Consider the following 12,499-nt stretch of genomic DNA (forward strand, 5'->3'; position numbering starts at 1 on the left):
CTGTAACGGAAGACACACGGCCCGACCGCCCGTTGGTAAAGCGCCTTTTCTCAAGGATAGAGTGAAAGTGATTTTTATTGCCCGGTTTTTATAACGGGCAAGATGTTTTCGCAACTCCGAAAGAAAGGATTTCCAATGAGTAACGATCTGGTCCTGGTGCTTAACTGTGGCAGCTCTTCCCTCAAGTTTGCCATTCTGGATGCCACCAGCGGCAATGAGCAGCTGTCGGGACTGGCCGAATGCTTCTATCTGCCTGATGCCCGCATCAAGTGGAAACTGAACGGTGAAAAAGGCGAAGCCGGGCTGGGTGCCGGTGCTGCACACCAGCAGGCGCTGGACTTTATTGTGAGCCAGCTGCTCAACCCCAACCCGGGGCTGCTGCAGGGGCTGGTGGCGGTGGGCCACAGAGTGGTGCACGGCGGCGAGCGCTTCACCCGCTCGGCGCTGATCACCGACGAGGTCATCAAAGGCATTGAAGACTGTGCCAGTCTGGCTCCGCTGCACAACCCGGCGCATCTGGTGGGTATTCACTCGGCGCTGGCGTCTTTCCCCAACCTGCCTCAGGTAGCGGTATTTGACACTGCCTTTCATCAGACCATGCCCGAGCAGGCTTACCTCTATGCCATTCCGCACCGGCTTTATCGCGAGCATGGCATTCGCCGCTACGGCATGCATGGTACCAGCCACTACTTTATTACCCAGGAAACCGCCAAAGTACTGAATAAACCGGTTAACGAGCTGAATATTATCAGCTGTCACCTGGGTAACGGTGCTTCCGTGTGTGCGGTGAAAAATGGTGAATCGGTAGACACCTCCATGGGCCTGACGCCGCTGGAAGGCCTGGTGATGGGCACTCGCAGCGGCGATATCGATCCGGCCATTATTTTTCATCTGCACGATGCTCTGGGCTACAGCGTGGAAAGCATTAATACCCTGCTGACCAAAGAATCTGGCCTGCTGGGGTTAACCGAAATCAGCAGTGACTGTCGCTTTGCGGTAGAAAACTATCATCAGTTGCCGGCCGCCAAACGGGCGCTGGATATTTTTGCCTATCGCCTGGCCAAATACATTGCCGGCTACACCTGTGCCCTTGATGGCCGGCTGGATGCCATCGTGTTTACCGGTGGCATTGGCGAAAACGCCGCCACGGTGCGCGCGCTGACCCTGTCCAAACTGGCACTGCTGGGTGTGGAAGTAGATGCCGACGCCAACCGCGATGCCTGCCTGGGCCGGGCGGGGCGCATCAGCACCAGTAACAGCCTGCCGGTGTGGGTGCTGCCCACCAATGAAGAATGGGTGATTGCCAAAGACGCACTCGCCCTGTCACAACAAGAGGAAAACCAATGACCAGAACCATCATGCTGGTGCCTGTCAGCAGTGGTGTGGGTGCCACCTCGGTAAGCCTGGGGATGGTGCGCGCCATGGAGCGCAACGGCGTTAACGTCAGCTTTTTCAAACCGGTATCCCAGCCTCGAAACCGCCGCAAAATACAGGATCATTCCACTGCTGTGGTGGCCAATGGCACCAACCTGACGCCGCCCGAGCCCTTTGCCCTCAGCTATGCCGAAAGCATGATCTCGGCGGGCAATCTGGATGTATTACTGGAAGAAATTGTGGCCCGCTTTGAAAAGCACGTGACCGAAAGCGCTGCCGAAGTGGTGGTGGTAGAAGGGCTTATTCCTACCGACAAACAGCCCTTTGCCACCCGCATTAACTACGATATTGCCAAGGCGCTGGACGCCGACATGGTGTTTATTGCCCAGCCCGGCAGCGACAGCAGCCAATATTTAAAAGAGCGGCTGGAGCTGGCCTGCGCCAACTTTGGTGGTGTGCTCAACAAGCGTATTGTGGGTTGCATCATCAATAAGGTAGGGGCACCGGTTGACGAGCAGGGCAACACCCGGCCCGATTTGACAGAAATGTTTAACCCCAACTACAAGGGCGATCATGTTACTGCCAACCTGGAAGTGCTGCAGGTGTTTGGCAAAACGCCCCTGCGCATTCTGGGCTGCATTCCCTGGAATACTCAGCTGGTGGCTCCCCGTGCGGTGGATCTGGCCCGTCACCTCAATGCCACCATTATTAACGAAGGCGCGCTTAATACCCGCCGCCTGCAAAGTGTGACCTTCTGCGCCCGCGCGCTGCACAACATGGTGCATCACTTTAAACCGGGCAGCCTGCTGGTGGCGTCCGGCGACCGCTCAGACGTGATAGTGTCTGTGTGTCTGGCTGCCATGAACGGCGTTAAAATCGGCGCGCTGCTGCTGACCGGCAGCTATCACCCCGAGCCTCAGATCATGGCGCTGTGCCAGCGTGCCATTGAGACCGGCCTGCCCATTCTGATGGTCAACACCAACACCTGGCAGACGGCGGTCAGCCTGCAGCATTTTAATCTGGAAATTCCGGTAGATGACGCCGGCCGTATTGAAGCAGTGCAGGACTATGTGGCCGGCCATATCGACAAGCACTGGATTGAATCGCTGTCGGCCAAGTCTGCCCGCAGCCGCCGGCTCAGTCCGCCGGCGTTCCGCTATCAGCTTACCGAGCTGGCCCGCCGGGCCGCCAAGCGCATTGTGCTGCCGGAAGGGGAAGAGCCGCGTACCATCAAGGCCGCCGCCATCTGTGCCGAGCGCGGCATTGCCCGCCCTGTGCTGCTGGGCAACCCGGAAGAAGTGCTGCGCATTGCCGCTCAGCAGGGGGTGGTGCTGGATGAAAAGGTCGACATTGTTGATCCGGAAGAAGTACGGGAAAACTATGTAGAGCGGCTGGTCGAGCTGCGTAAAGGCAAGGGCATTACCGAAATTGTGGCCCGCGAGCAGCTGCAGGACAACGTGGTGCTGGGCACCATGATGCTGGAACGCGATGAAGTGGACGGTCTGGTGTCCGGTGCTGTTAATACCACGGCCAACACCATACGGCCGCCGCTGCAAATTATTAAAACCGCGCCAGGCTGCTCGCTGGTGTCGTCTGTATTCTTTATGCTGCTGCCGGATCAGGTGCTGGTATATGGCGACTGTGCCATCAATCCGGATCCTACCGCCGAGCAGCTGGCAGAGATTGCCATTCAGTCGGCAGAGTCGGCCCGTGCCTTTGGCATAGAGCCCAGAGTGGCCATGATCTCCTACTCCACCGGTAGCTCAGGCACGGGTGCCGATGTGGAAAAAGTGCGGGAAGCCACGCGTCTGGCTCAGGATAAACGCCCGGATCTGGTGATTGACGGCCCGCTGCAGTATGACGCCGCCATTATGGAAAATGTGGCCAAGTCCAAAGCGCCCGATTCACCGGTAGCGGGCAAGGCTACCGTGTTTATTTTCCCGGATCTGAATACCGGCAATACTACCTACAAGGCGGTGCAGCGGTCAGCTCAGCTGGTGTCCATTGGCCCCATGCTGCAGGGCATGCGCAAACCGGTAAACGATCTGTCCCGCGGTGCTCTGGTAGACGACATTGTCTATACCATAGCGCTGACTGCCATTCAGGCAGGGCAGCAGAGCGGTAAATAAGAGGTCGTACTGAATGCCGCGCTTCAGGCGCGGCAATATACAAACTTATTTGCTCTTGATGCCCAGTATTTTATACAGCGGGCAAAAGTTCACAAAAGCGGTGATCAGCGGAATCACGCCAATCCAGCCCCAGGGCGTCTGCGGCCCCACAAACACCATGGCAATCAGGGCCAGGCCCACCACAATACGAATGACCTTATCGATACTGCCCACGTTCTTTTCCATCACAGCTCCTTTGATTAGCATTTTCTAATTAATAATGGCGCATTTTCATTCGCCCTGCAAGCCGGCACGCCTTGCAAATTACTGCACGATTGGCGAGGCTGGACCTTTCCCCCGTACCGAGAGTCATGATTGATGAACTTTTTATCCCAGCCGCTGCAAAGCCTGCCCGAGCCAGACTGGCAACAGGTGCAGGCCATTCCTGTTGTAGATAATGGTGATCCGCTGGTACCACTGGGGCTGGTGCCGCCGCCGCTGCGGGTGTATCCGGCCTATTTTCACCTGGGGGTGCCCGGCGCGCTGACCGAATGCTATGTGCGCCGCTCGGTATTGCACCGGCTGCAGCAGGCCGCTACGTTGCTGCCCTCGGGCACCGAGCTGGTGGTACTGGACGGCTGGCGGCCGTTTCGTGTGCAGGAGTATTTGTTTGACACCCTGACGGATGCCCTCAAGCGACGCTTTCCCGATGAAGATGAGCAGCACCTGCTGGCTCGGGCCCGGCATTTCGTGTCTGTGCCAAGTCAGGATGAAAACGCGCCCAGCCCGCACCTGACCGGCGGGGCTGTGGATGTGTGCCTGTGTGACGGCAACGGTCAGTTGCTGAACATGGGCACCGCCTTTGACGACATCACTCCCTGGTCTTACACCGCCGCCTTTGAGGGAGTGGTTAAACCCGGTGCTGCCGAAGCAGAAGTGATTGAACACCGCCGTCTGCTGCACAGCTGCATGACCCGCGCCGGCTTTACCAACCTGCCCAGCGAATGGTGGCACTATGACTACGGCACTCAAAACTGGGCCTGGTACAGCCAGCAGCCGGCGGCGATGTTTGGTGCTGTGCAGCAGCCCAGTCTGGCCGAGCGCTGGCGTATGCAGGTGGACGCCGGCAATCGCTGAGCCGTTTTAAAATGTGATTTCTGCAACAAATTCACACATTAGCCCGGGCATCGGGCTTATGTTTCTCTTCTTTATTTTTGCACTTCAACGCCCGCCAGCAGGGTTAAGCATAAACAGAGTAAAATGCTTAACCTTATAAAAAATAAAACATATTCCATTGCATCAAAACGCGCGATGATTTTCCGCTCAGTGCTGCTCATATCACTTTATAAATGAGTGCCGTCACTTCAATTAACATTACTGATGGTGTTACCTACTTGTTATAAGACCAATAGCGGAGTAATTTCCCTGCACTCGTCGGGTGCTCCAAGTAAATGATCCGCAGCCGGCGAACAACTCAGGATGATGTACTGCCAAAAAGGATATGTTCATGAGCGAACTGGTCAATACCATCAACGGCTATATCTGGAGCCTGCCCCTTATCTATCTGTGTTTGGGCGTGGGCTTATACTTCTCTCTTCGTACCCGCTTTCTGCAGGTACGCCACATCAAGGAAATGGTGCGGCTGATGTTTCAGGGGGGATCCTCTGCCGCCGGCATCAGCTCGTTTCAAGCGCTGGCGCTGTCGTTGTCGGGCCGGGTAGGCACAGGCAACATTGCCGGTGTGGCCACTGCCATTACCTTTGGCGGCCCGGGTGCCGTGTTCTGGATGTGGGTGGTGGCCTTTTTAGGCTCGGGCACCGCCTTTGTCGAGTCGGCGCTGGCGCAAATCTACAAAGAAAAAGACGACAACGGCCTCTATCGTGGCGGCCCCGCTTTTTACATTGAAAAGGGGCTGGGCATTAAATGGTATGCCTGGGTGTTTGCCATCTCCACCGTGCTTGCCTGCGGCATGCTGTTGCCCGGCGTACAGGCCAACAGCATTGCCTCCGGCATTGAGAACGCCTTTGGCATTCCCACGACTGTCTCAGCGGCCATTGTGGTGGTGCTGCTTGGGCTGATCATCTTTGGCGGCGTAAAGCGTATTGCTCACTTCACCCAGATAGTGGTGCCCTTTATGGCGCTGGGCTACATTCTGGTGGCCTTTGTGATCCTGGTGCTGAACATTAGCCAGGTGCCGGAAGTCGTCAGTTTGATTGTGGGCAGTGCCTTTGGCATGAAAGCGGGCTTTGGTGCCATTCTGGGCCTTGCTATTGAATGGGGTGTAAAACGCGGCATCTATTCCAACGAAGCCGGTCAGGGCACAGGCCCTCATGCGGCGGCGGCGGCCGAAGTGTCTCATCCGGCCAAGCAGGGCCTGGTGCAAAGCTTCTCGGTATACATAGACACCCTGTTTGTGTGCTCCGCCACTGCCTTTATGATCATTATCACCGGTGCTTACAACGTCATGGGCAAGGCCGGCGAGGCCATTGTAGAGCAGCTGCCCGGCGTGGAAGCCGGCCCCGGTTACACTCAGGCGGCGGTAGAGGCGGTCATGCCCGGCTTTGGCGGCATTTTTGTGGCGGTGGCGCTGTTCTTCTTCGCTTTTACCACCATTCTGGCTTACTACTACATTGCCGAAACCAACGTGGCTTATATCAACCGCAAGGTACACCGCCCCTGGCTGATGTTTGTGCTCAAGCTGGTGCTGATGGCGTCTGTGGTATACGGCTCGGTAAAAACCGCCGATCTGGCCTGGGGCCTGGGAGACATTGGTGTGGGGCTGATGGCCTGGCTCAACATTATTGCCATTCTGTTACTGCAAAAGCCCGCTCTGCTGGCGCTGAAAGACTATGAAGCGCAAAAGGCACAGGGGCTGGATCCTACCTTTGATCCGGAAAAGCTCGGCATTAAAAACGCCGATCACTGGGTAAACAAGGGCAAGCCTTCTCAGGCGGCACCTGCGCCGGATGCCCCTGAGTTAAAACCGCAGCCCGAGCGCTGATCACAAACCACTACCAAAGGCCGGACACAGTTCCGGCCTTTTTTGGCACCAGCATTTTGTGCACACTGGTGCCTATACTCGGGAGCAGGACTCAGGCATAACGAATTCATTACCATCACAGGAGGCAAACATGGACTCGAACAACCCACTGTGGCAAACCGGCTGGTACTGCAACGGTCAGTGGCAGCGCACTCAGCAACACTATGATGTGATTAACCCCGCCACCGGCAAGGTGCTGGCGCAGGTGTCTCGCTGTGGCAGCGATGAAACACAAGCCGCCATTGATGCCGCCGAGCAGGCCTTTAGTCACTGGCGCAACACCACCCCCAAAGAGCGCACCGCCGTGCTGCATCGCTGGTTTGAGCTGATGATGGAGCATCAGGACGAGCTGGCCGAGCTGATGGTGCTGGAGCAGGGCAAACCCCTGGCAGAAGCCAAGGGTGAAGTGGCCTATGCCGCCAGCTTTCTGGAATGGTTTGGTGAAGAAGCCAAGCGCGCCACCGGCAGCACCATTCCCAGCCCCAAGCGGGAAAACCGGCTGTGGGTGATCAAGCAGCCGGTGGGGGTGGTGGCCGCCATTACCCCCTGGAACTTTCCGCTGGCCATGATCACCCGCAAGGTGGGCCCGGCCATTGCCGCCGGTTGCACCGCCGTGGTTAAAGCCTCCAGCGTGACCCCTCTGTGTGCCAATGCGCTGGCGGTGCTGGCCGAGCGGGCCGGCTTGCCTGCCGGTGTGCTTAATTTGGTATCGGGCGACTCGGGCCCCATAGGGGAAACCCTGATGAAGAGCCCGGCCGTGCGCAAGCTGTCGTTCACCGGCTCCACCGGTATCGGCAAAAAACTGATGGCCCAGGCCGCCGGCACGGTAAAAAAACTGTCACTGGAGCTGGGCGGCAATGCGCCTTTTATTGTGTTTGACGACGCCGATCTCGATGCCGCCGTGGCCGGGGCCATGGCGTCCAAGTTCCGTAACACCGGCCAGACCTGTGTGTGCGTGAACCGTTTCTATGTGCAGGCCGGCATTTACGACCAGTTTGTAAGCCGCCTGGCGGAGGCCGCCAGCGCCCTGAAAGTGGCCGAAGGCCGGGTAGAAGGTGCTCAGCAGGGGCCGCTTATTACTCAGGATGCGCTCGACAAGGTAAAAGCTCATGTGGCCGATGCCCTGGAAAAAGGCGGCCGGCTGGTCTGCGGCGGCGCGGCCCATGCGTTGGGCGGTACCTTTTATCAGCCCACCGTGATTGCCGATGCCAGCGAAGAAATGCAGCTGGCTCAGGAAGAAACCTTTGGTCCGGTGGCCGCCTGCTTTAAGTTTACCGATGAAGCAGAGGTCATTGAACGCGCCAACAACACGCCCTTTGGGCTGGCGGCCTACTTCTACACTCAGGATCTGGGCCGGGTGTTCCGCGTCTCCGAAGCGCTGGAATCAGGCATGGTGGGCGTAAACGAGGGCATCATCTCCAACGAAGTAGCCCCCTTTGGCGGCGTCAAGGAATCCGGCCTGGGCCGCGAAGGCAGCCAGATAGGGCTGGATGAATTTCTTGAGACCAAATACGTTAACCTGGGTAATTTGAGCTGACACATTGACATCCTCCCCTCCCTAAAGGAAGGGGATTCCTACAGCTAGACGGCAATGTCCTGCCGCGAGAATGTTCATGGCCGCGTTCACATCGCGGTCGTACTCTGCTCCGCACTCAGAGCATGTCCATTCTCTTATTCCAAGACCTGCGATACCTCTCGGCCTCGAATCGGGCAGGGTGCCGCAACTCGAACAGGTTTGGGTGGAGTAGGATTCGTTAACGACTTCAAACACCACTGACCGCGCTATCGCTTTATATTCCAGTTGTGTTTTGAGCATGGCCCAGCCCGCATCCAGTACCGATTTGGCCATGCGGGTTTGGGTTAGCTTGGTGCTGCTCACGTCACCAACGAAAATCGCGGCGTGGCTGTTTACCAGCCGCGTGCTGAATTTGTGCAAGGCGTCCTTGCGTCGGTTTTTGATCTTGGCGTGGATCGCCTTGACTCGTTGCTTCTTGTTGGCCCGCTGGGCCTTGCCCAGGGCGCTTTCCAGATCACGGTAAAACCGCCCAGCTGACAGCTTGGTGCCGTCACTACAGGTAGCCGCATCCTTCAGGCCCAAATCAATGCCCACGGCGCTTTTGCCAGCCGTTACCGGCTGCGCGGCCACCTGCACACAGATATTGAAGTACCAGCGGCCCCGCGCATCTTCTGAAAAACTGCCCGCCCGGAACGGGTATTTGGATAAGCCATAGCTGTCCCACACCTTGAAGTGGTGCCCGGCAAATTTAACCTGGCCGTTGCGCCATTGGGCCGCCCGGCTCTTGAAGGGGATAAAGCCAAGGGAGCGTTTTGAGCCGGAGCTGACCCGCCAGCGCAGCTTGGCTCGCTTGAACTGCTTGCGGGCCTTGGCATGAACGGCAATCACTTCCTGCACAGTGGCCGAGCCGATCAGATAACCGCGCTCTTTCTGGATGCCTGCCGTCAATTTCTGAACATCAAACGCAGACAGCCACTCAGGCTTAACCGGGCCAAGATCGCTGTGGTTGCGATTAGCCTTCATGGTCAGTTCGTTGGCGTGGTTAAATACTTGGTTTACTTCGAACGCCATCTGCCGGAGCAATTTGGCGTGCTTGTCTTTAACGCGAACGCTGAGTGTTTTGGTCTGAATGCTCATAGTGGTTTACTATAGAGACCATAACTCACGTTTGCAAGGTTGGTCTATGGAACTTAGAAAAGGGCGTCATTGCGTATTTATGCTGCACGCGCACCTGATATTTATCACCAAGTACCGGGGCAAAGTGTTCAATGGTGCGCAACTTGCCACCATGAGGGGGGTCATGGCGGGGGTATGCGAGAAATTTGAGGCAGAAATTCAGGAGTTCAACGGCGAACAGGATCACGTTCATCTGCTGATCACCTACCCGCCAAAGGTGGCGCTGTCCAAGTTGGTTAACAGCCTGAAAGGGGTGTCCAGTCGCAAGATGAAGCACTATCACCCTGAGCTGATCAAGCCTGCTTATATGAAGGATGCACTGTGGTCTCCAAGCTACTTTGCCGGTTCAGTAGGTGGCGCACCGCTTGAAGTGCTGAAACAATATATCGAGCAACAGGACAGGCCGCATTGACGTTGCTTCGCAACGTGGCGCTATCCCTCCCCGCCCTAAAAGGACGGGGCTTCCCGTGCCTTATTGGTGACGGGGAAGCGGGTCGGTTGGTGACTGTTTTTTATACAGACAACCGGCCCGGGTGCGGAATTGTCATGATTTTGCGTTAAACTAGATTCGATTGAATCAAATCTTACGCCATTTTAACGCCACTCCAAGGAGGCCCGGCCATGACAGCGGATAAATCTCCCCCGTCTTCCACTGTGCTGATCCCTGTTTTTATTCCGGCAGTAATCGTGATCGCCCTGATGGTGATCGGCACCATGAGCAACCCGCAACTGGCGGGTGACATCTTTTCCAGCACCCTGGCCTACATTACCCGCAGCTTTGGCTGGTTCTATATGCTGTCGGTTGCCATTTTCCTGGTATTTATTGTTTCCATTGCTTTTAGCCGCTGGGGCAACATCAGGCTCGGGCCGGATCACGCCGAACCCGAATACAGCTTTCCTGCCTGGTTCGCCATGCTGTTTTCTGCCGGTTATGGTATTGCCCTGCTGTTTTTCGGGGTGGCAGAGCCGGTGCTGCACTATGCCGCACCGCCTGAAGGGCCGGCACTGACGGTGGACGCTGCCAAGCAGGCAATGCAAATTGCCTTTTTTCACTGGGGCTTTCATATTTGGGCCATTTACGGTCTGGTGGGGCTGGCGCTGGCCTACTTCGCTTTTCGCCATGGCCTGCCGCTGTCGATGCGTTCCACGCTGTATCCCATTATTGGCGAGAAAATTCATGGCCCCATGGGCCATACGGTAGATATTTTCGCCATTCTTGGCACCTTGTTCGGCATTGCCACAACACTGGGGCTGTCGGTAGCTCAGATCAATGCAGGCCTTAACTATCTGTGGCCGGAAATACCGGTGAATACCACGGTACAGATTATTGCCATCGTTGCCATTACCGGCCTGGCCATATTGTCGGTGGTAGCGGGCATGGACAAGGGGGTGAAGCGGCTGTCGATCCTTAATATGGTGCTGGCCATTTCGCTGATGGTGTTTGTGTTTGCCGTGGGGCCGACTATTTTCATCCTCAACACCTTTATGCAGAACACCGGCAGCTATTTAAGCAATATTGTGGAGCGCACCTTTAACCTGCAGGCCTACACAGCCAGTGACTGGATTGGTAACTGGACCCTGTTTATCTTTGGCTGGACTATTGCCTGGGCACCCTTTGTAGGCCTGTTTATTGCCAAGATCAGCCGGGGCCGCACCATTCGCCAGTTTGTGGTGGGCGTGATGGTGGTGCCGACCATTTTCACTTTTTTATGGTTTTCAGTGTTTGGCGACACGGCCCTGCATTTGATTATGGTGGAAGGTTATACCGCGCTTATTGACGAAGTGCAGACCGATCATGCCATTGCCCTGTTTAAGCTGTTTGAGCGCTTGCCGCTGACCTCCATTGTGTCTTTTATCACAGTCGTGCTGATCATCACTTTCTTTGTGACGTCGTCCGACTCGGGCTCTTTGGTGATTGACTCTCTTGCCTCTGGTGGCGCTCAGCATACGCCAGCCTGGCAGCGGGTATTCTGGGCCTCAACCGAGGGCATTGTTGCCGCCGCGCTGTTGCTGGCAGGAGGCCTGGGCGCGCTGCAAACCGCCTCCATTGTCAGCGCCCTGCCGTTTGCCATTATTATGCTGATTGCAGCCATTGGCATGTGGCGTGCCTTGATCATTGAAGGCCATCACGAGGTAAGCCTGCAACAGCATATGCAGATGCGCCAGACCAAGGCCGGCCCCGGCTTCTGGAAAAAGCGGCTGGCCAACCTGGTTGATTTTCCGCCGCGCGATGCAGTGGAAACCTTTATTCGTACTACTTCTTTTCAGGCCATGCAGCGGGTTGAGGAAGAGCTTGAGCAGCAGGGTTGGGTAGCAGAGGTTGTGTTTGACGAACCCAACTGCCGCACGCGCTTTGAGGTATTTCAGGAGGGTAAACTGGAGTTCATTTATGAAGTCCGGTTACGCGGTTATGCCATGCCCGACTTTGCCTTTCCGGAAACCGAGCGGGATCTGGATGGTGATGATCACTACTATCGTGCCGAGGTGTTTCTGCGCCGGGGCGGTCAGTCTTATGATGTTTACGGCTATGATCAGCAGGACATCATCAGTGACATTCTTGATCAGTTCGAGAAATATCTGCACTTTCTGCATATCTCTCCGGGCATATTGCCCTGGAAAATGGAAGAGCACGATGACGACCTCAAGCCGGATGAGGCCTCGCCGGCAGATGAAAAGCCGGCATAAGCCGGCTGCGGATAAAAATGGCGCTGTATTCAGCGCCATTTTTTTATTCAGTGGTGGGGCGGTTCAGCCAGCCCTGCATGGCAACAGGCCATACCGCGGCCTTGCCGGTGTGTGACTCACTGAATACGCTGAGCTGTTCATTGGCGCTGAGCAGCACCGACATCTGGTTGCTGTCGGCATTCCATACCAGGCCGGCCTTGTCGGCCCCGGCTTGCCGGGTGCGTGACATCAGATAAAACAACGGACCTTCCTGCTGCAACGCATCGGCGGTGCGCAGCAAAGACACAGTGGTGTCGTAATGAGGGCCAAGCAGGCTGGTCATACGGGTTTTAATGAGCGGCTGCTCCAACAAATTGGTCTGTTCAGGATCAAGCCCCACCATGGGTTTAAGGATGGCCCACATCAGCTGGCTGGGGCCCATTGCCAGTAACGGTGCCATACAGGCACTAAGGGTAAAAGAGAGCAACGCCACCTTTAACAACAGAGCAAAACGCATAGCAAACTATCCGGGTTGAAATAAGCCGGCGCAAATTATCACAGCTCACACAAAAAGAAATCAGCCCCGTTAAAAAATAACCGGCACGTGACAGGCCGGAACAA

General features: G+C 56.3%; 10 protein-coding genes. 7 read left to right on the plus strand and 3 right to left on the minus strand.

The genetic code is table 11. The features are described from left to right. Positions 1-135 precede the first annotated feature (135 nt). Together G364_RS0114665 and pta are read left to right on the plus strand one after the other, a co-directional pair. Positions 136-1,347 carry an acetate kinase gene (locus G364_RS0114665; protein ID WP_019935893.1) on the plus strand — a complete coding sequence of 404 codons (1,212 nt, stop codon included), beginning with the start codon at positions 136-138 and terminating at the stop codon, positions 1,345-1,347. After that, positions 1,344-3,503: a phosphate acetyltransferase gene (gene pta / locus G364_RS0114670; RefSeq protein WP_019935894.1), complete on the plus strand. Its 2,160-nt coding sequence runs from the start codon at positions 1,344-1,346 to the stop codon at positions 3,501-3,503. Before G364_RS0114665 ends, pta begins: the two co-directional genes overlap by 4 nt. A 45-nt stretch (positions 3,504-3,548) precedes the next feature. On the opposite strand, the gene G364_RS0114675 is transcribed toward pta, so the two are convergent. Beyond that, positions 3,549-3,728 (minus strand): YgaP family membrane protein, encoded by a 180-nt coding sequence (locus G364_RS0114675; protein WP_019935895.1) that lies wholly within the window; start codon positions 3,726-3,728, stop codon positions 3,549-3,551. A 132-nt stretch (positions 3,729-3,860) separates the two neighbouring features. On the opposite strand from G364_RS0114675, the gene G364_RS0114680 reads away from it, so the two are divergent. The 3 genes from G364_RS0114680 (at position 3,861) to G364_RS0114690 (ending at position 8,059) form a co-directional block, all read left to right on the plus strand. After that, positions 3,861-4,619, plus strand: a complete 759-nt coding sequence (locus G364_RS0114680; RefSeq protein ID WP_019935896.1) for a M15 family metallopeptidase — start codon at positions 3,861-3,863, stop codon at positions 4,617-4,619. 370 nt (positions 4,620-4,989) lie between these two features. Beyond that, positions 4,990-6,483 carry an alanine/glycine:cation symporter family protein gene (locus G364_RS0114685; RefSeq protein WP_019935897.1) on the plus strand — a complete coding sequence of 498 codons (1,494 nt, stop codon included), beginning with the start codon at positions 4,990-4,992 and terminating at the stop codon, positions 6,481-6,483. A 130-nt stretch (positions 6,484-6,613) separates the two neighbouring features. Further along, positions 6,614-8,059: an NAD-dependent succinate-semialdehyde dehydrogenase gene (locus G364_RS0114690; RefSeq protein WP_019935898.1), complete on the plus strand. Its 1,446-nt coding sequence runs from the start codon at positions 6,614-6,616 to the stop codon at positions 8,057-8,059. Positions 8,060-8,080: 21 nt separating this feature from the next. Here the strand turns inward: G364_RS0114690 and G364_RS0114695 are convergent, their stop codons facing one another. Continuing rightward, complete coding sequence (locus tag G364_RS0114695; RefSeq protein WP_019935899.1) at positions 8,081-9,175, minus strand: RNA-guided endonuclease InsQ/TnpB family protein; 1,095 nt, start codon at positions 9,173-9,175, stop codon at positions 8,081-8,083. Positions 9,176-9,221: 46 nt separating this feature from the next. Between G364_RS0114695 and tnpA the strand changes: the two genes are divergently transcribed. Together tnpA and G364_RS0114705 are read left to right on the plus strand one after the other, a co-directional pair. Continuing rightward, positions 9,222-9,626, plus strand: a complete 405-nt coding sequence (gene tnpA / locus G364_RS0114700) for an IS200/IS605 family transposase (RefSeq protein ID WP_026344932.1) — start codon at positions 9,222-9,224, stop codon at positions 9,624-9,626. A gap of 209 nt (positions 9,627-9,835) precedes the next feature. Beyond that, complete coding sequence (locus G364_RS0114705; protein ID WP_019935901.1) at positions 9,836-11,899, plus strand: BCCT family transporter; 2,064 nt, start codon at positions 9,836-9,838, stop codon at positions 11,897-11,899. A gap of 43 nt (positions 11,900-11,942) precedes the next feature. On the opposite strand, the gene G364_RS16645 is transcribed toward G364_RS0114705, so the two are convergent. Next, positions 11,943-12,395, minus strand: coding sequence for a hypothetical protein (locus G364_RS16645; RefSeq protein WP_019935902.1), 453 nt, complete (start codon positions 12,393-12,395; stop codon positions 11,943-11,945). Between the last annotated feature and the right edge of the window lie 104 nt (positions 12,396-12,499).

This window comes from Oceanimonas smirnovii ATCC BAA-899, from assembly GCF_000381965.1.
GTDB lineage: Bacteria > Pseudomonadota > Gammaproteobacteria > Enterobacterales > Aeromonadaceae > Oceanimonas > Oceanimonas smirnovii.

Excerpts from the sequence above, each read along its gene's own strand:
- G364_RS0114665 (WP_019935893.1), top strand. The coding sequence starts at position 136 with ATGAGTAACGATCTGGTCCTGGTGCTTAACTGTGGCAGCTCTTCCCTC.
- pta (WP_019935894.1), top strand. The coding sequence starts at position 1,344 with ATGACCAGAACCATCATGCTGGTGCCTGTCAGCAGTGGTGTGGGTGCC.
- G364_RS0114675 (WP_019935895.1), bottom strand. The coding sequence starts at position 3,728 with ATGGAAAAGAACGTGGGCAGTATCGATAAGGTCATTCGTATTGTGGTG.
- G364_RS0114680 (WP_019935896.1), top strand. The coding sequence starts at position 3,861 with ATGAACTTTTTATCCCAGCCGCTGCAAAGCCTGCCCGAGCCAGACTGG.
- G364_RS0114685 (WP_019935897.1), top strand. The coding sequence starts at position 4,990 with ATGAGCGAACTGGTCAATACCATCAACGGCTATATCTGGAGCCTGCCC.
- G364_RS0114690 (WP_019935898.1), top strand. The coding sequence starts at position 6,614 with ATGGACTCGAACAACCCACTGTGGCAAACCGGCTGGTACTGCAACGGT.
- G364_RS0114695 (WP_019935899.1), bottom strand. The coding sequence starts at position 9,175 with ATGAGCATTCAGACCAAAACACTCAGCGTTCGCGTTAAAGACAAGCAC.
- tnpA (WP_026344932.1), top strand. The coding sequence starts at position 9,222 with ATGGAACTTAGAAAAGGGCGTCATTGCGTATTTATGCTGCACGCGCAC.
- G364_RS0114705 (WP_019935901.1), top strand. The coding sequence starts at position 9,836 with ATGACAGCGGATAAATCTCCCCCGTCTTCCACTGTGCTGATCCCTGTT.
- G364_RS16645 (WP_019935902.1), bottom strand. The coding sequence starts at position 12,395 with ATGCGTTTTGCTCTGTTGTTAAAGGTGGCGTTGCTCTCTTTTACCCTT.